Source organism: Streptomyces sp. NPDC043680, from assembly GCF_056436685.1.
Map to the genome: position 1 here is coordinate 492,315 of NZ_JBWKCE010000001.1, position 20,186 is coordinate 512,500.

The following is a 20,186-nucleotide window of genomic DNA, read 5'->3' on the forward strand; positions in this document are numbered from 1 at the left end:
GGTTAGTTGAAAATTCGACTACTTTGGCCGTAGAGTTTCGGACATCGCTTCACCTCCGTATGGAAGAAGGCTTCCCCGATGTCTCTCGTTCTTGACTCCGCCGCCCAGGACCTGCTGTTCCGCGAGGCACGCACCGCCAACTCGTTCTCCGACGAGCCGGTGACCGAGGAGCAGGTCCAGGCGATCTACGACCTCGTCAAGTACGGCCCCACCGCCTTCAACTCGACGCCGCTGCGCATCACCCTGGTCCGCTCCCCCGAGGCCCGCGCCCGCCTGGTGGCCCACATGGCCGAGGGCAACCAGGCGAAGACCGCCGCCGCGCCGCTCGTCGCGATCCTCTCCGCGGACAACGAGTTCCACGAGGAGCTCCCCACCCTGCTGCCGCACTTCCCGCAGGCCAAGGACGCCTTCTTCGCCGAGCGCCCGGTCCGCGAGCGGACCGCCCTGATGAACGCCGCCCTGCAGGCCGCGTACTTCATCGTCGGCATCCGCGCCGCCGGCCTGGCCGCCGGCCCGATGGCCGGCCTGGACTTCGCCGCCGTCCAGAAGGAGTTCCTGGACGACGACCACACCCCGCTGATGGTCGTCAACATCGGCAAGCCGGGTGAGGACGCGTGGTTCCCGCGCGGCCCGCGCCTGAGCTTCGACGAGGTCATCACCACCGTCTGAGCGGACATGCAAAAGGCCGCGCACCCCGGGAGCCCGGGGTGCGCGGCCTTTTGCGCGTCTGCGCGAGCCTTCTACTGGCCCTGCTTGAACTCCAGCGCCGCCGCCATCGTGGCGAGCTCCTCGAAAGAGCCCGTCCCGGTCACCACGGTGGCGTGGCCCTGCTCCTGCCGGACCAGGGCGTCGTACTTCTCGCCCTCCCAGCGCTCCCAGGACAGGTCGCCGACCTGCTGCCGCTCACCCGTGGGCTGCGCCTGGTGGGTCACCTTGGCGATGTGCTTGGCCGAGGCGTCGCCGGTCTGCTCGATCGCCACGTACTGCCCCTGCGGGTCCAGGAAGCCGAGGTGCCACGCGTGGGCGTCCTTGCGGTCGAAGCTCACCGAGGTGGCCCGCCACTGTTCGGGGAGTCCCACCGGAGCGGCCACCGGGTACGGCGCCGCGCGCCGGGCCGTGATCGTCTCCACGCGGTAGTCGACCACGTGCGTCGGGTCGGCCTTGTCGTCGTGCGGGACGAAAATGTAGATACCCGCGACCACGACACCGATCACCGCCAGCGACCGGACCATGTCCCAGACCGTCTGCTTGCCCTTCATACCTGCCACGGCACCATCGTCCCCCATGGCGGGGAGCGATCACCGCCGGGGGTCGGCGCGGCGCCCGTGCCCGTGCCCGCCCGCATCCGACGGCCGCCCGAAGGCCGCGCGAAGGCCGACCGTACCCGAGACGACCGCAAGACGTCCGCTCAGGCCAAACGACTGACCGATATCCCGCTCATACGTGACCCGCCATGCTCAATTTGTCGACGTACCGATAGAGTCCAGTCACCCTCACTTCCCGGCCGTCGTCGTACAGAAAGGTGCGCTCCGATGACCGAGCACAACCTGCCGCCCCAGCTCGAAGTCTCTCCCGAGGCCCCCGACCGCAACCTTGCCCTGGAACTCGTCCGGGTGACCGAGGCCGCGGCCATGGCCGCGGGCCGGTGGGTCGGACGCGGCGACAAGATCGGAGCCGACGGCGCCGCGGTCAACGCGATGCGGACCCTGATCTCCACCGTCTCGATGAACGGCGTCGTCGTCATCGGCGAGGGCGAGAAGGACGAAGCACCGATGCTCTACAACGGCGAGCGGGTCGGCGACGGCTCCGGCGCCGAGGTCGACATCGCCGTGGACCCCATCGACGGCACCACGCTCAACGCCAAGGGCATGCCGAACGCGATCGCCGTCCTGGCCGCCGCCGACCGCGGCACCATGTTCGACCCGTCCGCCGTCTTCTACATGGAGAAGCTGGTCACGGGCCCCGAGGCGGCCGACTTCGTCGACATCAACGCCCCGGTCTCGGTCAACATCCGCCGCGTCGCCAAGGCCAAGAACATGGCCGTCGAGGACGTCACCGTGGTCATCCTGGACCGCCCGCGCCACGAGGGCATCGTCAAGGAGATCCGCGAGACGGGCGCCCGGATCAAGTTCATCTCGGACGGCGACGTCGCCGGGTCGGTCATGGCGGTGCGCGAGGGCACGGGCGTGGACCTGCTCCTGGGCATCGGCGGCACCCCCGAGGGCATCATCTCGGCATGCGCGATCAAGTGCCTCGGCGGCACCATCCAGGGCAAGCTGTGGCCGAAGGACGAGGCCGAGCGCCAGAAGGCCATCGACGCGGGCCACGACCTGGACCGGGTCCTGCACACCAACGACCTGGTGTCCGGCGAGAACGTCTTCTTCGTCGCCACCGGCATCACGGACGGCGAGCTGCTGCGCGGCGTCCACTACCGCTCGGAGACCGCGACCACCTCGTCGCTGGTCATGCGCTCGAAGTCGGGCACGATCCGGCAGATCGACTCGACCCACCGCCTCTCGAAGCTGCGCGCCTACAGCGCGATCGACTTCGACCGCGCCCAGTAGGCCGCGGACGGCACACCGAAGGGGCGGTCCCGCGTGCGGCGGGACCGCCCCTTCGGTGTCCGGTGGGCGGGTGTCCGGTGGGCCGGTGTCCGGTGGACCGGTGTCCGTGGGCGGAGTGCGGGTGGGCGCGGTCGTCCGGTGAGCGGGGGCGTCCGGCGCGCGGTCCTGAGCGGGAGTCCTCGGCCTCAGCCCGCGGCGGCGATCGGGCCCGTCCCCGGGGCCTGGCGAAGTTCGGCCGCCCTGCGGCGCCGACGGGCGAGCACGACCCGGCGCTCGGCCGCGGTGAGGCCGCCCCAGACCCCGTACGGTTCGGGCTGGAGCAGGGCGTGTTCGCGGCAGGCGACCATGACGGGGCAGCGGGCACAGACGCGCTTGGCGGCCTCTTCGCGGGCGAGCCTGGCCGCCGTCGGCTCCTTGGAGGGCGCGAAGAAGAGTCCCGCCTCGTCCCGGCGGCACACCGCCTCCGCGTGCCACGGCCCGTCCTCTTCCCTCGCCGGCACCCGCGGCTTCGGCACGGCCGCCGGACGCGCCCTAAGGCTCGGTATGGCGGCTACCTGCAGGGACTGATGCGGCGGATGCTGCACGGTCTACTCCTGACGACGGGTACGCAAGCGAGAGACGATGCACCTGTCCCTACCCGCTGTACGCGCCCCTAAGCACTGCGTGCCGCCCGCGTACCGGTCCGGGGAAATGCGACCGAAATCCGCCCCGGGAACGCCGGCCGGGACACGCACCGGCCGCCGGCCGCCGAGCGTCCGCTACCGGCCGTCGGGGCGGTCGCGCTCGGTCCGGGCGAGGTCGACCAGGCGGGCGCCGGGCTTGCGGCGGGCCTCGATGTTGCCCAGGAGCGAGAAGCCCCGCACGATCACCACCGGCGCGTTCGGATCGGCGGCGGCGCCGCCCTCGCCGCGCACCTCGAAGTTGCCGAGGACGCCGCCGCCGTAGCCGCGCAGCGTCACGTTCTCCGGCACCAGGACCTCGACGTTCCCGAGGATGCAGGTCACCTGGATCTCCGTGACCTGCTGGGCGAAGACCGCCTCGGTGAGGTCGATGCCGATGTCGCCCATCACGGACACCGCGCGGGTGTGCGGGCCGGGGCGCCAGCGCCCCTTGCGGGAGGCGCTGCTGCACACGGCGAGGACCGTCTCGGCGGTCCCCGCCGTCCCGACGGGCCCGGCCGGGGCGTGAGCGTACGAGGGGACGGCTTGCGCCGCGCCGCCGGGCGCGGGCAGGTCCCGTACGAGCACTTCCAGCTCCCCCACCGTCTTCACCGCGTACAGCGAGTCGAGGCGCTCGGCGTGCTCGTCGGCGGTCAGCCGGCCCTCGGCCAGGGCGTCGGCGAGGATCTGCGCGATCCGGTCGCGGTCGGCGTCGGAGGCGCGCAGCGCGGCGGGGGCAGGGGCGGCAGAGGCGGCGAGGTGCTTTTCCAGGTCCACGACAACCAGCATAGCGAGACACGATAGATCGCGATAGTCGCCGGTGAGCCCTACCTCACAGACACAGCGCTCGGCGGAGGTCCTAGGCTGGTTGACTGCGCTGCCAACGGTCGTCAGCGCTGTCTGCCGAGTGAGGAATGACTGCCGTCATGCCAGAATTTGCGTACACCGACCTGCTGCCCCTGGGCGAGGACACCACCCCCTACCGGCTGGTGACTTCCGAAGGCGTCTCGACCTTCGAGGCCGACGGCCGTACGTTCCTCAAGGTCGAGCCGGAGGCGCTGCGCAAGCTCGCCGAAGAGGCCATCCACGACATCCAGCACTTCCTGCGCCCGGCGCACCTCGCGCAGCTGCGCCGCATCATCGACGACCCCGAGGCCTCCTCGAACGACAAGTTCGTCGCCCTCGACCTGCTGAAGAACGCGAACATCGCGGCGGCCGGCGTCCTGCCGATGTGCCAGGACACGGGCACGGCGATCGTGATGGGCAAGCGCGGCCAGAACGTCCTGACCGAGGGCGGCGACGAGGCGGCCCTGTCCCGCGGCATCTACGACGCGTACACGCGGCTGAACCTGCGCTACTCGCAGATGGCCCCGCTCACCATGTGGGAGGAGAAGAACACCGGCTCGAACCTGCCCGCGCAGATCGAGCTGTACGCGACGGACGGCGGCGCGTACAAGTTCCTCTTCATGGCCAAGGGCGGCGGCTCGGCCAACAAGTCCTTCCTGTACCAGGAGACCAAGGCGGTCCTCAACGAGGCCTCCATGATGAAGTTCCTGGAGGAGAAGATCCGCTCGCTCGGTACGGCGGCCTGCCCGCCCTACCACCTGGCGATCGTCGTCGGCGGCACCTCCGCCGAGCACGCGTTGAAGACCGCGAAGTACGCCTCCGCGCACTACCTGGACGAGCTGCCCCGCGAGGGCTCCGCCCTCGGCCACGGCTTCCGCGACGAGGCGCTGGAGCAGCAGGTCTTCGAGCTGACCCAGAAGATCGGCATCGGCGCGCAGTTCGGCGGCAAGTACTTCTGCCACGACGTCCGCGTCGTCCGCCTCCCCCGCCACGGCGCGTCCCTGCCGGTCGCGATCGCGGTCTCCTGCTCCGCCGACCGCCAGGCGGTCGCGAAGATCACCGCCGAGGGCGTCTTCCTGGAGCAGCTGGAGCGCGACCCGGCCCGCTTCCTGCCGGACACCACCGACGAGCAGCTGGCCGAGTCCTCCGACGTGGTCTCCATCGACCTGAACCAGCCGATGGACGAGATCCTGGCGACGCTGACCAAGCACCCGGTCAAGACCCGCCTGTCCCTGACCGGCCCGCTGGTCGTGGCGCGCGACATCGCCCACGCCAAGATCAAGGAGCGGCTGGACGCGGGCGAGGACATGCCGCAGTACCTGAAGGACCACCCGGTCTACTACGCCGGCCCGGCGAAGACCCCCGAGGGCTACGCCTCGGGCTCCTTCGGGCCGACCACGGCCGGGCGCATGGACTCGTACGTCGAGCAGTTCCAGGCGGCGGGCGGCTCCAAGGTCATGCTGGCCAAGGGCAACCGCTCGCAGCAGGTGACGGACGCGTGCGGCACGCACGGCGGCTTCTACCTGGGCTCGATCGGCGGCCCGGCCGCGCGCCTGGCCCAGGACTGCATCAAGAAGGTCGAGGTCCTGGAGTACGAGGAGCTCGGCATGGAGGCGGTCTGGAAGATCGAGGTCGAGGACTTCCCGGCCTTCATCGTGGTCGACGACAAGGGCAACGACTTCTTCCAGAACCCGGCCCCGGAGCCCACCTTCACCCACATCCCGGTCCGCGGCCCCGGCCTGGCGTAACGCCCCGGCCGGTACCGGTCCGGCAGCTTCGGGCTCCGGGGGTGATCACCCCCGGAGCCCGCCGTGCATCCGGCGCAACAACTCGGCCTCGACCGGGGTCGCGTCCAGTCCGTGCGCGCGTACCGCGCGCAGCTTCGGGAGCGTGAGGGCGTACACCTCGCGGACGGCCTTCAGCGGGAGTCCGTCCGGCCCGCCGACGGCGAGGTGGACCGTGCCCTCCTCTGCGACGATCCGCCGGCGGACCCACGGCGGCGGCGGGCCCCATCCACCGCCGCAGGACTCGTACGCGCGCCCCTCGGCGGTGCAGTGCGACGTCTCGTCCCAGCGCAGTCGGCCGTCGACGATGCGCTGCCCGACCTCGTGCCGGCAGGAGTCGCACGGTTCGCAGGGCGATGTCACGCAGAATTCGGCCATCCGCGGATGATGCGGTACCGGGTGCTGCACCGCATCCGGTTAACGTCTCCTCCATGACACAGCTGCTCCCCACCGCCCGCGACGTGCGGGTCATCGCCCACCGCGGGGCTTCCCACGAGCACCCCGAACACACCCTCGCCGCCTACCGGCAGGCCATCGCCGACGGCGCGGACGCGTTGGAGTGCGACGTGCGGCTCAGCGCCGACGGGCGGCTGGTGTGCGTGCACGACCGGCGGGTGGAGCGGACCTCGGACGGGCGCGGGGTCGTCTCCGCCATGACCTACGAGGAGCTGTCCGCCCTCGACTTCGGCCGGTGGAAGGGCGAGGAGCACCGCGGGGCGCAGGTGCTGCTCTTCGAGGACCTGCTCAAGGAGGCGCTGGCCGCCGAGCGGCCCGTCGGGCTGGCCGTCGAGACCAAGCACCCCACCCGCGCCGGCGGCCGGCTGGAGGCCGAGCTCGTGCGGGTGCTCAAGGAACACGGGCTCGCCGACGGCGCCGACGGCCTCGTCGAGGTGATGAGCTTCTCGCGGGCCGCCCTGACCCGGCTGCACCGGCTCGCTCCGGGCCTGCCCGCCGTCTATCTGATCGAGCGGCCGCTGCGGCCCCTGCGCCCGCCGTTCGCGGGCCATGCCGGCCCGGGCATCGACCTCGTCCGCAGGGATCCGGGACTGGTGGGGCGGCTGAAGGCCAAGGGGCTTCGGGTGCGGGTGTGGACGGTGGACGAGACGGAGGACGTGGAGCTCTGCCTGCGCCTCGGCGTGGACACGCTGATCACGAACCGGCCCCGGGAGGTACGGGAGTACCTGCGCAGCCTGTGAGGCACGGGCCGGGGCACGGCTCCGTGCAGGACACCCGGCCGGGGTGCGCCGGCCGGGTGTGGGGGGTACGGATCTGGCGGGTACGGGTCTGGCGACGCGGGCGGCGGTTACGCGAAGCGCTGGTTCGCCGACCCGTTGCAGGTCTGCAGCCGCAGCGGCTCGTGCGCCCCCGCCACGGTCAGGCACATGCCCGAGGCGGCCGCGGGCCGGACGGTGGCGCCGTCGCGGACCCACTGCTGGTTGGCTCCGCCGTGGCAGTTCCAGAGGATCAGGCCGGTGCCGGCCCCGTAGTTGGCGCCCGGGGCGTCCAGGCAACGGTCGTGGGTGAGCTCGATGTGGACGGCCTTCCTGGCGGAGTCGTACCACCAGCCCTGGTTGCGTCCGCCGTGGCAGTCCCAGCCGAGGACCCTCGTGCCGTTGGCGCTGGAACCGCCGTCGGCGTCGAGGCAGTTGCCGTTCGCCTCGTTCTTCAGCGGCTTGTACAGCGCGTCCCAGGCGCCGGCCTGGAGGACCGGTGTCCCGGTGCCGGCCGGGTCGGCGCAGGAGGCCTCGCGCAGACCCGAGGTGTAGAGCTGGGTCAGGCAGGACGCGAAGGCACCGTGGCCGCGGTAGTTGGGGTGGAAGGACTGCCGGGCGGTGTTCTCGTCCCACGGGAAGTGGTCGCCCAGGTCCAGGTAGAGGCCGCGGGCCCAGGTGTCCTCCATGCACACCTCGTGGCCGTGGAAGAGCCGCGAGTTGTCCAGGTAGGTGGCGCCGGAGGCGAGGGCCGCCTCGCGCATGCCCTTCTCGAAGGTGGGCACCGCGTAGTTGCGGCCCCACGTGGCGTCGGAGTCGTAGCCGGCGCAGCCTCCGGGGAGCTTGCCGGGGAAGCCCGGGTTGTCGTAGAAGTCGGGCCCGATGGGGCTCGGGTAGCCCATCACGACCAGCTTGTAGTCGGAGTCGGCGTAGCCCGCCTCGCGCATCACCGTCTTGAGGTCGGCGACGGTCGACTCCACCTTCGGCTTCAGGCCGTCGACGCGCGCCTGCCAGCCGGGACCGTACTTGGGCTCGCAGGTGCCCTGGCTGAGCACCCAGCGGGTGACGCAGTCGGTCATGACCGGGCCGAACTGGAGGTCGTCGTTGGCGCCCGCGACGAGCAGCACCATCTTGATGCGGGTGTTGCGGGCCTTGATGGCCAGGTTGTCGCTCTGCACCAGCTCGTCGGCGTACTGCTTGCTGCCGCCGATCCTGATGTTGCCGGTGTACGCGCCGGAGCAGGCCACGTTGAAGGTCAGGTCGGCCGGGATGCCGGTGCGGTGGATCGCCGTGTCGGGCGAGCGGTGGCACTGGTTGGCCGAGGTGTTGGTCGCGGGGTCGTAGTTCCCCACGCCCTCACCGGATATCTCGCTGTCGCCCAGCGAGATCAGCCCGGTCTTGCGCTCGGCGAGCGGCCGGATCGCCGGATCGCCGTAGATCCGGGTGGCCTCCGCGGCCCGGACGGCCTCCAGCTCCGGCGAGAGCGGGGTCACGGCCCCGGCGGGTGTGGCCGCCTGGGCCATGGGAGTGATGGCGGTGACGCCCCCGAGGGCGGCCGCGATCGCCGCGACGGCGGCGAAGGTAGATCTGAGCTTGGGTTTCGTGCGTGCACGTCCCATGAACGCCTCCCCGATAGCAGTGTTACCCCGGGTATTTACTGGCCGGTAGGGGAGTTGGGAACAGTTTGAACAAGAGAATTGCTCAACTTTTTGAGGAGGCTGTGAACATGACCGACGATCAGACCGACGGCGCGTACCGCACCGAGCACGACTCCATGGGCGAGGTACGGGTACCCGCGCACGCCAAGTGGCGGGCCCAGACCCAGCGCGCGGTGGAGAACTTCCCGATCTCCGGGCAGCGCCTGGAGCGCGCCCACATCGAGGCGCTGGCCCGGATCAAGTCCGCCGCCGCCGAGGTGAACGCCCGCCTCGGCGTGGTGGACGAGGACGTCGCGCGGGCCATCCGGTCCGCCGCGGCCGAGGTGGCCGAGGGCCGGTGGGACGAGCACTTCCCCGTGGACGTGTTCCAGACCGGTTCCGGGACCTCGTCCAACATGAACACCAACGAGGTGATCGCCACCCTGGCGACCGAGCGGCTCGGGCGCGAGGTGCACCCCAACGACCACGTCAACGCCTCGCAGAGCTCCAACGACGTGTTCCCGTCCTCCATCCACATCGCCGCGACCGCCGCCGTCACCGGCGAGCTGATCCCGGCCCTGGAGCACCTCGCGACCGCCCTGGAGCGCAAGTCCGACGAGTTCTCCGAGGTGGTCAAGGCGGGCCGCACCCACCTGATGGACGCCACACCGGTGACGCTGGGCCAGGAGTTCGGCGGGTACGCCGCCCAGGTGCGCAACGGCGTCGAGCGGCTGCGCTCGGCCCTGCCCCGGCTCGCCGAACTGCCGCTCGGCGGGACGGCGGTGGGCACGGGGATCAACACGCCGCCCGGATTCTCCGCGGCCGTCATCGCAGAGGTGGCCGGGGCGACCGGGCTGCCGCTGACCGAGGCCCGCAACCACTTCGAGGCCCAGGGGGCGCGGGACGCGCTGGTGGAGACCTCGGGCGTGCTCCGTACGATCGCCGTCTCGCTCACCAAGATCTCCAACGATCTGCGCTGGATGTCCTCGGGCCCGCGCACAGGATTGGCCGAAATCAATCTGCCCGACCTGCAGCCCGGCTCCTCGATCATGCCCGGGAAGGTCAATCCGGTGATCCCGGAGGCGGTGCTCATGGTCGCCGCACAGGTCACCGGGAACGACACTGCGGTCGCCGTCGCGGGTGCGGCGGGCAACTTCGAGCTCAATGTGATGCTGCCGGTGATGGCGAGGAACCTCCTGGAATCGATCCGGCTCCTCGGCAACGCGAGCCGCCTGCTGGCCGACCGCACGATCGACGGGATCACCGCCAATGCGGCCCGGGCCAGGGAGTACGCCGAGTCCTCGCCCTCCGTGGTGACCCCGCTGAACCGGTACATCGGCTACGAGGAGGCGGCCAAGGTCGCCAAGAAGTCCCTTGCGGAGCGGAAGACGATCAGGGAGGTCGTCCTGGAGTCCGGCTACGTGGACCGCGGCGACCTCACCCTGGAGCAGTTGGACGAGGCCCTGGACGTCCTGCGGATGACCAGGCCCTGAAAACGTCACAGGGCAGGGGCCGGATTCGGTCGTTTCCCGTCCCCGAACACCTCCGTGACCTGCACCGCAGCGGGCGCGGGGGCCCCCGCCCTAAGATCTGCGCATGACAGGGACGGCAGGCCGCGGGGGCGGCGACGCGCAAGGCACCCGCTGGCGGCCGGGGGAGCAGATCCTCTGGCGTTACCGCGACCACGCCCCGGGGCTGAAGGGCGCGGTCCACATCTGCCGTCCGGTGACCGTGGTGCGGGACACCGACGACCTCCTGGCGGTGTGGATGGCCCCCGGCACCGAATGCGTCAAGCCGGTGCTCGCCGACGGCACTCCCGTCCACGAGGAGCCGCTCGCCACCCGCTACACCGCGCCGCGCACGACCGTGCGCTCGCGCTGGTTCGGCGCGGGGGTGCTGAAGCTGGCCCGGCCCGGCGACCCCTGGTCGGTGTGGTTGTTCTGGGAGCACGGCTGGCGGTTCAAGAACTGGTACGTGAACCTTGAGGAGCCCCGGACGCGGTGGGCCGGCGGGGTCGACTCCGTCGACCACTTCCTGGACATCTCCGTCTACCCGGACCGCACCTGGGAGTGGCGCGACGAGGACGAGTTCGCGCAGGCGCAGCGGTCCGGTCTGATCGACGCGGAGCAGGCGCGGCAGGTGCAGGAGGCCGGACGCGCGGCGGTCGACCTGATCACGGCGTGGGGGGCGCCGTTCCGTGACGGCTGGCAGGACTGGCGGCCGGACCCGGCGTGGGGGGTTCCGGTGCTGCCCGAGGACTGGGACCGCACTCCGGCGCATATGACCTCATGAGACCCTTGATGCGCCCCCGGGGAGCAACCGTAAGATCTCCCTCCGCAAGGCCGGGTGCGCACGCCGCGACCGGCGGGTGCATGCGTAAAGATCGTGCCGTACGCGGGACTTGACCGGAGGTCAGCGCAGAGCCAGAGGTAACGAGCGGGACGCGGAACCGCGGGTGATGGTGCCCCCGCCGCTGAGCGGGTATACCGCGACTGACCGAGTTGAGTGCAGCGCACATCGAGCGCAAACGGACGGAATTCCACGCGTGACGGAGTACCCCACCTCGCAGGAGGGCCCGCAGCCCGCCGCCATTGCCTCCGGCGGTGGGACGGACGCGCCCGGCCGCGGCACGGCCGGCGCCGCCGGCGGAGGGACCGACGAGCTGGGCCACGGCAAGGCCCCTGTCCCGGACGCCGAGGCCGTACGCGGCGCTGCCCGCGACGCCGGGCGCCCGCACGCGGAAACCGACGGCGAGGCGTCCTGGCCGGCCCCCGGGGCACCGGCCCCCGGGGCGCCGGTCGGCGGGCGGGGCGCGGAGGTCCCGCGGCCCCGCACCCGCGGCGCCGGCGGCTCCCGGGGACGCGACGGTGCGGCGGCGGAGAACGCGGCCCGCGGCCCGGCGGCACCCGACGGCCAGGACCCCGCGCCGGGCGGTGGCCGGGCGGCCGGTGCGGCGGCGGCCGACGGAGCCGGGATACCGGGCGGCACGCGCGAGCTCGCGGCGGCCCGCAGCGCATCGGCAGCCCCCGGCGGCACGGGCAGCAGCACGGGCAGCGGCGCGGGCGGCAGCGGCGAGGACAACGCGGTCGACGGGTGGGACCACGACATCGACGTCCAGGGCGGGACTGCCGGGCAGGCCGAGGCCGGGGACGGCCCCGCGGGGCTGGTCGGGCCCACGGTGCAGGAGCCCGCCGCCCCGCCCGCCGGGCAGGGCGGCGAGGACGGGAGCGGCGCGGGCGGCGGGAGCGGCGCCGCGGCCGGCGGCGGAGTGGCCCGCCGGGAAGGGGACCGGCTGCGCTTCGTCGGGGCCGCCACCCGGCGCATCGCCCGCGGCATCGACCTCGACGAGATCGTGCTCGGGCTGTGCCGGGCCACCGTGCCGACCTTCTCGGACGCCATCCTCGTCTACCTGCGGGACCCGCTGCCGGTCGGGGACGAGCGTCCCGTCGGCCCGGTGGTGTTAAGGCTGCGCCGCACCGACCGGCTCCGCCCGATCGACGACCTGACCGGAGCCCTGACCGCGTCGGCAGCGGGCACCCCGGGAGCCGAGGGTGCCGGGCCCGCGGTGGCCGCGGGCGCCGGCGGCGAGCTCGACTTCAGCCAGCTGCCGATGGTCGGCCCGCAGGGTGACCTGCCCGCCGCCGAACTGTGCGAGATCCGCCCCGGCGGGGCACTCGCCGAAGTCCTGCGCGGCGTACGGCCGGTCTTCGAGTCCGCCGTCGGCGCGAAGGACGCCCTTCCGGAACTGCTGGGCGCCGAGCACCCCGTACCGCGCGGCCGGCGGGCCATCCTCGCGCCGCTCCGCGGCCGGCGCCGCGTCATCGGCGCGGCCGTGTTCCTGCGCAGCCCCGAACGGCCCGCCTTCGAGCAGAACGACCTCCTGGTCGCCGCCCAGCTGGCCACCCACACCGCACTCGGCATCGACAAGGCCGTGCTGTACGGCCGCGAGGCGTACATCGCCGACGAGCTCCAGCGCACCATGCTCCCCGACAGCCTGCCCCAGCCGACCGGCGTCCGGCTCGCCTCGCGCTACCTGCCCGCCGCCGAGACGGCCCGGGTCGGCGGCGACTGGTACGACGCCATACCGCTGCCCGGCAGCCGGGTCGCGCTCGTCGTCGGCGACGTGATGGGCCACTCCATGACCTCGGCCGCGATCATGGGCCAGCTCCGGACCACCGCGCAGACCCTGGCCCAGCTCGACCTGCCGCCCGCCGAGGTCCTGCACCACCTGGACGAGCAGGCGCAGCGCCTCGGCTCCGACCGCATGGCCACCTGCCTGTACGCCGTCTACGACCCGGTCTCGCACCGGATCACCATCGCCAACGCCGGCCACCCGCCGCCGGTGCTCCTGCACCTCGGCGGCCGTGCCGAGGTGCTGCGCGTGCCCCCCGGCGCACCCATCGGGGTCGGCGGCGTCGACTTCGAGGCCGTGGAGCTGGACGCGCCGGCCGGTGCCACGCTGCTGCTCTACACCGACGGGCTGGTCGAGAGCCGGCTGCGGGACGTGTGGACCGGCATCGAGCAGCTGCGCGAGCGCCTGGCCACCACCGCGCAGCTGACCGGCCTCGACCATCCGCCGCCGCTGGAGGCGCTGTGCGACGACGTCCTGGACATGCTGGGCCCCGGCGACCGGGACGACGACATCGCCCTGCTCGCCGCCCGCTTCGACGGGATCGCGCCCAGTGACGTGGCGTACTGGTTCCTGGACCCGGAGGAGACCGCTCCGGGCCGGGCCCGCCGGTTCGCCCGCCGCGCGCTGACCCGGTGGGGCCTGGAGGACCTCCAGGACTCGCTGGAGCTGCTGGTCAGCGAGGTGGTGACCAATGCCGTCCGGTACGCGGAGCGGCCCGTCACGCTGCGCCTGCTGCGTACGGACGTACTGCGCTGCGAGGTCGGGGACGACTCCCCGCAACTGCCGCGCCAGCGCCGGGCGCGGGACACCGACGAGGGCGGCCGCGGCCTGTTCCTGGTCAACCGCATGGCCCGCCGCTGGGGGGCGACCCGGCTGAGCAGCGGCAAGGTGGTCTGGTTCGAGCTCCCGCTGCCGGCGGCGAACGACCGCCGCTGACCGGCTCGTACGCGAAGACCGCCGCCCCGCAGCACGGATGCTGCGGGGCGGCGGTCTTCGCGTACGGGCGCGCCTACGGTTCCTGGTTCACCACGGGCGGGAACGGCGGGTTCGGCGGGCTCTTGGTCGGGTCGGGCTTCCCCGAGCTCTTGCTCGGGTCCGGCTTCGGCGGGCTCTTGCTCGGGTCCGGGGACGGCCCGCTCTTGCTGGGGTCCGGGGACTGCGGCGGGTGGCTGCTGCTGCTCGGCGACGGGCTCGACTGGCTCGACGAGCTCGACGGGGAGGTGCTGCGGCTCGGTACGACCGGCGTCCCCATGTCGGCCTCGTCCAGGTCGAACTCACCGGTCTTGACGCCCTTGAGGGCAGCCAGCGTGTACGCCTTCCAGATCTCCGCGGGGAAGCTGGAACCACCCGCTCGGCCACCGCCGGCGGTACCGGTCAGGGTGACCTGCTTGGCGGTGCCGGGCTCCTCGCCGAACATCGCGACGACGGTGACGAGCTCCGGGGTGTACGCAGTGAACCAGGCGGCCACGTTGGACTCGGTGGTGCCGGTCTTGCCGGCGGCCTCGTAGGCGGAGCTCTTGACGGCCTTGCCGGAGCCGTCGTTGACGACGCCGGTGAGCACCTTGGTCACCGTGTCGGCGGTCTCGCGGGTGATGGCCTGGCCCCCGACGGACTCGACCGGCGTGAACTGGCGGTCGGCGTGCTTGGCGCTCTTGATCATGGTCGGGGTGACCTTCTTGCCGTGGTTGTCGAAGGTGGCGTAGACGCCCGCCATCTCCACGGTGTTGGCGCTCATGGTGCCCAGCGACATGGCCGGCTTGTCCTCGGGCCAGCCGTCGCGGTCCTTCATGCCGAGCTGGAGGGCCGTCTTCTTCGCGACCGGCGGCTTCACGTCCACGATCATCTGGGCGTAGACCGAGTTCACGGAGTAGTTGGTGGCCTCCTGGACCGATATCTCCTTGCCGTAGTCCTTGTCGTCCTGGTTCTGCGGGTTGAAGGGGACCTTGCTGCCGACGACGGGGCGCTTGCTGGTGCCGTCGTAGAGCGTGCTCGGCTTGATCGGCCTGCCGTCCTGCGTGGTCGACTTGTTCTCCAGTGCAGCGGCCAGCACGACCGGCTTGAAGGTCGAGCCCGGCTGGAAGTCGGTGCGCAGGGCGTTGCTCGACCAGTGGTCGGACAGGCCGGTGCCGCCGTACATGGCGACGATGTGGCCGGTCTTGGGGTCCACGGAGGTGGCGCCCGCCTGGACGCTCGCGTCGACGGGCCGGTCGTTGCGCTTGAGCTGGGACTCCAGCTCGTCCTGGACGGCCTGCTCCAGCGCCGCCTGCTTCTTCGGCTCGATGTTGAGGACTATCTCCCAGCCGCCGGCCTTGAGCTGCGCCTCCGTCATGTTCGTCTGGCGCCGCAGCTCGGCGTCGGCCGCCTGCTTCAGGTAGCCCTTCTGGCCCTCCAGGCCGGGGGTGGCCTTGGGCTTGATCGGCTCCTTGAAGGTCAGGGTCTTGCGCTTCTCGGCGTCGAGCTTGCCCATCTCGACCATGTTGTCGAGGACGCCGTTGAAGCGGACCATCGCCAGCCGCTTGCCGTTGTCGCCGGCCACGGCCCAGTCGTACTGGCTGGGGGCCTGGAGGACGGCGGCCAGGTAGGCGCCCTGCTCCAGGCTCAGCTTGTCGACGTCGACGCCGTAGTACGCCTGGGAGGCGGCCTGGATGCCGTAGGCACCGCGCCCGAAGTAACTGGTGTTCAGGTACCCCGCGAGGATTTCGTCCTTCTCCATGCGCTGGTCGACCTTGAGGGAGATCACCAGTTCCTTGAGCTTGCGGGTCGGCGTCTGGTCCTGGTTCAGGTAGAAGTTCTTGACGTACTGCTGGGTGATCGTCGAACCGCCGGCCTTGCCCTTGCCGGTGACCGTGTTGAACGCGCCGCGTGCGACACCGAGGAAGTCCACGCCGCGGTCCTTGTAGAAGGACTTGTTCTCGATGGCGATGAAGGCGGTCTGGACTTCCTTCGGGACCCGGTCGATCGCCACGATCTCGCGGTTCATCTTCCCGTCGCGGGCCATGAGCGAGCCGTCGGCGTACTTGTAGATGTTGCTCTGCTGGATGGCCTCGGCGTTCGGGTCGGGCTCGTCCACGTAGAAGTAGAGGGCGACCAGCGCGGCCATGCCGAGCAGGATCATCCCGAAGAAGGCCCCCAGGATCTTCTTCCAGGTGAAGAAGCGGCGTATGCCGGTCGGCTTGCCGGCGCGCCCCTTTCCGGTGGCGCGCCCGCGCGGCGCCCGCCGCGCACTGCGCTGCTGCTGCGCCTTGCGCGCATCTGCTCGGCCCATCACTCCCGCTCCGCTCGATTACCCCCCGACGTCAGCTCAGCAAGCTAACACCGCAGGTTGTGACAAAGGTTGGCCAAGCAAGGCCAATATCGGTCATTTCGGACGTGAGAATCAGCACCCACATCAAGGGAACCGACGCGCAGAAAGCGCATAGGGTTGCGATGCCTCGAAAAAGTGATATCACTTTGCTAGGCGGTCCAAGGGATCGCGACCGAGCGAAACGGGGCAGATGATGACGAACGCGGCAGGCACGGCCGGTACGGCCACAGAGGTACGGGAGTTCACGGCCCGCAGCGTGGGCGGCGGGCTGGCGCTGCTGCTCGGCCTGTTGGGCGTCCTCGCCGGGGCCGCGCTGATCGCCCTCGGCACGGGCGCCGACGACAGTGCCGCCCAGCCGGCCCTCATCGTGCCCGGCGTACTGCTGATCCCCCTCGCGGTCCTGGCGATGAGCGGCCTGAACACCGTGGCACCCGGCGAGGCCCGGGTGGTCCAGCTCTTCGGCCGCTACCGCGGGACGATCCGCACGGACGGCCTGCGCTGGGTCAACCCGCTGACCTCCCGCAGGAAGGTCTCCACCCGCGTCCGCAACCACGAGACGGCCGTCCTGAAGGTCAACGACGCGTACGGCAACCCGATCGAGCTGGCGGCGGTCGTGGTCTGGAAGGTCGAGGACACCGCGCGGGCCATATTCGAGGTGGACGACTTCACCGAGTTCGTCGAGACCCAGGCCGAGGCGGCCGTGCGGCACATCGCGATCGAGTACCCCTACGACGCGCACGAGGAGGGCGGCCTGTCACTGCGCGGCAACGCCGAGGAGATCACCGAGAAGCTGGCGGCGGAGCTGCGGACCCGGGTCGAGGCGGCCGGCGTCCATGTCATCGAGTCCCGCTTCACGCATCTCGCGTACGCTCCGGAGATCGCCTCCGCGATGCTCCAGCGCCAGCAGGCGGGTGCGGTCGTGGCGGCCCGCAAGACGATCGTCGAAGGGGCGGTCGGCATGGTCGAACTGGCCCTGACCCGGCTGGCCGAGGAGGACATCGTGGACCTGGACCCGGAGCGCAAGGCCGCCATGGTCTCGAACCTGATGGTGGTCCTGTGCGGCGACCGCGCCGCCCAGCCCGTCGTCAACACGGGCACCCTCTACCAGTGAGCCCCGCCGGCGAGCCGGAGCAGGAGCCGCAGCAGGGCGCGAAGGCGGCACGGCAGGCGCGCAAGCAGGTGCTGCTGCGGCTCGACCCGCAGGTGTACGACGCCCTCGCGCGCTGGGCGGGCGAGGAACTGCGCAGCGCCAACGCGCAGATCGAGTTCCTGCTCCGCCGCGCCCTGTCCGAGGCCGGCCGCCTCCCGGGAACGGCCGCCCCGATCCGCCCGCGCGGCCGCCCCCGCTCCTCGGACTGACGGCCGGTCCCCGCGGAGGGGACGGGCGGCCCTACGAGCGCCGGTCCGGCCGGTTCAGCAGGACGAAGCCGTCCCGCCGGGCGACCGACTTGTAGCCGCGGCTGCGGGCCTGGGCGAGGGAGATGGACTCGTCCCTCAGGGAGAGGGGCCAGCGCTTGTCCTGGGCCACCCACGTGTCCACCATGATCCACTGTGGCTCGGGGCGGCTCTCGGGCCAGCCGAAGAGGCTCACGCTCGTACGGTTGGCCAGGTGCGGCACCAGCGCGTCCGACGCCTGCACCGTGGCCCCGTCCGGGATCCGGGCCATCAGGTGCTGCGCCACCGCCGCCCGGGGGTCGTCGCGCCAGAACTCCGCCTTGGCCATCCGCCCCACCGCGTACACCGGCAGCAGCAGCAGGCACACGCCCGCAATGCCCACCAGGGCGCGCCGCAGGCCTGCCGGGCTGGTGCCGCGGCGGCCGAGGGCGTCGATGAGCGCGGCGAAGACGATCGGCATGAGGGTGAGCGAGTAGTGGTAGCCGGTGGTCCAGTGGGGCCAGTAGTCCGAGACGCCCCGCCACACCAGGGACGGCACGGCCACCAGCACCAGGGGTGAGCGCAGGGCCAGGAAGAGGGTGGGGGCGAACACCATCATCAGGGTCGTCACCTTGGTGTCCGGGGTGACGAGCCCGATGGTGAGCTTGTACAGCAGCGCCCCGAAGCCGCCGCCCCCGCCGGCCCCGGAGCCGCCGCCCAGGAACGAGGCGTAGAAGTAGGACCCGTTCGGGTTCAGGGCCGGCAGCACCACCAGCATGGCCAGGGCCGTGCAGGCCGCGCCCGCCACGGCCAAGGCGATCCCGGCCCGGCGCCCGCCGCGGCCCGCGCGCCAGGCGATGACCAGGCCGATCACGGCCACGGTGAGCCCGAGGTCCTCCTTCACCAGCACCAGCGGCACGGCCCAGCAGGCCGCGGCGCGCAGGCGTCCGCTGCCCAGCGCGCTCAGGGAGCAGGCCAGCAGCGGAACGGCGAACACCCACTCGTGGAAGTCGAAGGCGGCGGCGTTCGCGATGCCCCAAGAGAGCCCGTAGCACAGCCCGATCACCGCGGCGGCCGGCGAGCCCAGCGTCCGGCGCGCCCACAGGGTCAGCGGCAGCACGCTCACGGCGATCAGCCCCGCCTGCGCCATCAGCAGGGTCCGCGCCGACGGCGCCAGCCAGTACAGGGGCGCGAGCAGGGCCAGGATCGGGGAGAAGTGGTCGCCGAGGACGGGGAAGCCCGCTCCCTTGACCTCCGAGACGGGCAGGTGGCCCTCGGCGTAGGAGCGGACGGCCTGTTCGAAGATGGCCAGGTCGAAGCTGTGCGAGCCCAGTTGCTCGTGGATGCGCAGCGACAGGGTCGCGTACAGGAGGAAGAGTCCCGACACCAGGGCCCACATCCACCACGCAGGCCCGGATGGCTCGTCGGTGGGGCCGGTGGACGGCTCCGGGTTCCGGTCCGGGGCACCCGACTGCTGGGGCGGGAGCGCGGGGAGGTCGGTGGGGGGTGCGTGCATGGCGCGCCTTTCGAGAGCAGGGCCCGTTGCCCTCAAAGTGCCAGCCGCTCCCGGACCCCGCTCCGAGCCGGGGCGCGGCGGCCCCGAGTCCCTACGAATGGCGCATCCCGACGGCGGGCCGCCCGGCGCGACGGGCCCTGCGCAGCCGGCCGCCCGGCGCGACGGGCCCTACGCGGCGGGCCAGACGGGCAGCGGGCGCACGGCCTCCCGCAGCGCCGCGGCGACGGCGCGGAACTCCTCCTGCCGGGCGGTTCCCGTCCGCATGGCCAGGGCGATCCGCCGCGAGGGGGCCGGCTCGGCGAAATACCCGGTGGCCAGGTACTCGTTGCGGGCGGTCTCCAGCCGCAGCGCGGTCCGCGGCAACAGCGTCACCCCGAGCCCCCCGGCGACCAGTTGTACGAGGGTGGACAGTCCGGCGGCGGTCGTGGTGACGTCCGCCCCGTCGGCCCTCCCGGCCTCCCGGCAGATGTCGAGGGCCTGGTCCCGCAGGCAGTGCCCCTCGTCCAGCAACAGCAACTGGAGGTCCCGCAGTTCCTCGCGCGGGATGTCCCTGCGCCCGGCCAGCGGGTGCTCGCGCGGCGCGAGCAGGACGAAGTCCTCGTCGAAGACGGGCAGTTCCGTGACCCCGGGCACCCCCAGCGGTACGGCGAGCAGCAGCAGGTCGAGCCGCCCCGCCGCCAGGCCCTCCAGCAGCGAGGCCGTCTGCTCCTCGTGCACCTGGAGGTCCATGCCGGGATAGCGGCGGTGGAAGAGCCCGAGCACCGTCGGCAGCAGGTAGGGGGCCACCGTGGGGATCACCCCGAGCCTGAGCACCCCGGTGAAGGGCGCCCGTACCGCCTCGGCCTCCTCCAGCAGCGCGCCCATAGCGTCGAGCACCGACCGCGCTCGGGCCGCGATCCGCTCGCCTGCCGGGGAGAGCAGCACCTTGCGGGTGGTGCGCTCCAGCAGCTGGACGCCGAGCGCCTCCTCCAGCGCGGAGACGGCCCCGGACAGGGCCGGCTGGCTCATCCCGATCGACGCGGCGGCGTCCCGGAAGTGCAGGTGCTCGGCGACGGCCGCGAAGGCGCGCAGCTGCGCGAGCGTCGCCTGCTTCGCTCCCCTATTACCGACAGCCACTGATAGGTACCTCCGATCACCTGCCGCAAGACTAGCTATTTCT

Annotated in this window: 17 protein-coding genes; 9 read left to right on the top strand and 8 right to left on the bottom strand. The window is 72.0% G+C overall.

What is annotated here, in order from left to right; translation table 11 throughout:
• Positions 1 to 78: 78 nt before the first annotated feature.
• The gene (locus tag AC0666_RS02240; protein ID WP_361719615.1) at positions 79 to 669 is read left to right on the top strand and encodes a malonic semialdehyde reductase; all 591 of its coding nucleotides are present in this window, start codon (positions 79 to 81) and stop codon (positions 667 to 669) included.
• Positions 670 to 740: 71 nt separating this feature from the next.
• Here AC0666_RS02240 and AC0666_RS02245 read toward each other — a convergent pair whose 3' ends face one another.
• Positions 741 to 1,259 carry a DUF4245 domain-containing protein gene (locus AC0666_RS02245; protein WP_468582630.1) on the bottom strand — a complete coding sequence of 173 codons (519 nt, stop codon included), beginning with the start codon at positions 1,257 to 1,259 and terminating at the stop codon, positions 741 to 743.
• A 273-nt stretch (positions 1,260 to 1,532) separates the two neighbouring features.
• Between AC0666_RS02245 and glpX the strand changes: the two genes are divergently transcribed.
• On the top strand, positions 1,533 to 2,564 hold the full coding sequence (gene glpX / locus AC0666_RS02250; RefSeq protein WP_356845365.1) for a class II fructose-bisphosphatase: 1,032 nt from the start codon (positions 1,533 to 1,535) through the stop codon (positions 2,562 to 2,564).
• 185 nt (positions 2,565 to 2,749) lie between these two features.
• Here glpX and AC0666_RS02255 read toward each other — a convergent pair whose 3' ends face one another.
• Positions 2,750 to 3,148, bottom strand: a complete 399-nt coding sequence (locus AC0666_RS02255; protein WP_468582300.1) for a WhiB family transcriptional regulator — start codon at positions 3,146 to 3,148, stop codon at positions 2,750 to 2,752.
• A gap of 174 nt (positions 3,149 to 3,322) precedes the next feature.
• Positions 3,323 to 4,000, bottom strand: a complete 678-nt coding sequence (locus AC0666_RS02260; RefSeq protein ID WP_468963140.1) for a DUF1707 SHOCT-like domain-containing protein — start codon at positions 3,998 to 4,000, stop codon at positions 3,323 to 3,325.
• 149 nt (positions 4,001 to 4,149) lie between these two features.
• Here AC0666_RS02260 and AC0666_RS02265 point away from each other — a divergent pair, with 149 nt between their 5' ends.
• Positions 4,150 to 5,817: a fumarate hydratase gene (locus AC0666_RS02265; RefSeq protein WP_468582304.1), complete on the top strand. Its 1,668-nt coding sequence runs from the start codon at positions 4,150 to 4,152 to the stop codon at positions 5,815 to 5,817.
• A gap of 45 nt (positions 5,818 to 5,862) precedes the next feature.
• Here AC0666_RS02265 and AC0666_RS02270 read toward each other — a convergent pair whose 3' ends face one another.
• Positions 5,863 to 6,231: a hypothetical protein gene (locus AC0666_RS02270; RefSeq protein WP_468963138.1), complete on the bottom strand. Its 369-nt coding sequence runs from the start codon at positions 6,229 to 6,231 to the stop codon at positions 5,863 to 5,865.
• 53 nt (positions 6,232 to 6,284) lie between these two features.
• Between AC0666_RS02270 and AC0666_RS02275 the strand changes: the two genes are divergently transcribed.
• The gene (locus AC0666_RS02275; RefSeq protein ID WP_468963136.1) at positions 6,285 to 7,049 is read left to right on the top strand and encodes a glycerophosphodiester phosphodiesterase; all 765 of its coding nucleotides are present in this window, start codon (positions 6,285 to 6,287) and stop codon (positions 7,047 to 7,049) included.
• Between the two features lie 107 nt (positions 7,050 to 7,156).
• On the opposite strand, the gene AC0666_RS02280 is transcribed toward AC0666_RS02275, so the two are convergent.
• Entirely contained in the window at positions 7,157 to 8,683 is a 1,527-nt protein-coding gene (locus AC0666_RS02280) for a ricin-type beta-trefoil lectin domain protein (RefSeq protein ID WP_478706928.1), read from the bottom strand.
• Positions 8,684 to 8,790: 107 nt separating this feature from the next.
• On the opposite strand from AC0666_RS02280, the gene AC0666_RS02285 reads away from it, so the two are divergent.
• From AC0666_RS02285 to AC0666_RS02295, 3 genes are all read left to right on the top strand, one after another.
• Positions 8,791 to 10,194, top strand: coding sequence for a class II fumarate hydratase (locus AC0666_RS02285; protein ID WP_468963132.1), 1,404 nt, complete (start codon positions 8,791 to 8,793; stop codon positions 10,192 to 10,194).
• 103 nt (positions 10,195 to 10,297) lie between these two features.
• Positions 10,298 to 10,993 (top strand): cytidylyl-2-hydroxypropylphosphonate hydrolase, encoded by a 696-nt coding sequence (gene fomD, locus AC0666_RS02290; protein WP_471230200.1) that lies wholly within the window; start codon positions 10,298 to 10,300, stop codon positions 10,991 to 10,993.
• Between the two features lie 871 nt (positions 10,994 to 11,864).
• Positions 11,865 to 13,769: a SpoIIE family protein phosphatase gene (locus AC0666_RS02295; protein ID WP_468963514.1), complete on the top strand. Its 1,905-nt coding sequence runs from the start codon at positions 11,865 to 11,867 to the stop codon at positions 13,767 to 13,769.
• Between the two features lie 73 nt (positions 13,770 to 13,842).
• Here AC0666_RS02295 and AC0666_RS02300 read toward each other — a convergent pair whose 3' ends face one another.
• On the bottom strand, positions 13,843 to 16,098 hold the full coding sequence (locus tag AC0666_RS02300) for a transglycosylase domain-containing protein (protein WP_471230199.1): 2,256 nt from the start codon (positions 16,096 to 16,098) through the stop codon (positions 13,843 to 13,845).
• A 232-nt stretch (positions 16,099 to 16,330) separates the two neighbouring features.
• Here AC0666_RS02300 and AC0666_RS02305 point away from each other — a divergent pair, with 232 nt between their 5' ends.
• Both AC0666_RS02305 and AC0666_RS02310 read left to right on the top strand, forming a co-directional pair.
• Positions 16,331 to 17,248, top strand: a complete 918-nt coding sequence (locus AC0666_RS02305) for an SPFH domain-containing protein (protein WP_478706929.1) — start codon at positions 16,331 to 16,333, stop codon at positions 17,246 to 17,248.
• Positions 17,245 to 17,496, top strand: coding sequence for a type II toxin-antitoxin system antitoxin (locus AC0666_RS02310; protein WP_361719585.1), 252 nt, complete (start codon positions 17,245 to 17,247; stop codon positions 17,494 to 17,496). Before AC0666_RS02305 ends, AC0666_RS02310 begins: the two co-directional genes overlap by 4 nt.
• A gap of 31 nt (positions 17,497 to 17,527) precedes the next feature.
• On the opposite strand, the gene AC0666_RS02315 is transcribed toward AC0666_RS02310, so the two are convergent.
• A complete protein-coding gene (locus AC0666_RS02315) occupies positions 17,528 to 19,027 on the bottom strand; it encodes a DUF2079 domain-containing protein (protein ID WP_468963125.1) in 1,500 nt (499 codons plus the stop codon).
• A 168-nt stretch (positions 19,028 to 19,195) separates the two neighbouring features.
• On the bottom strand, positions 19,196 to 20,143 hold the full coding sequence (locus AC0666_RS02320) for a LysR substrate-binding domain-containing protein (RefSeq protein ID WP_468963123.1): 948 nt from the start codon (positions 20,141 to 20,143) through the stop codon (positions 19,196 to 19,198).
• Positions 20,144 to 20,186 lie beyond the last annotated feature (43 nt).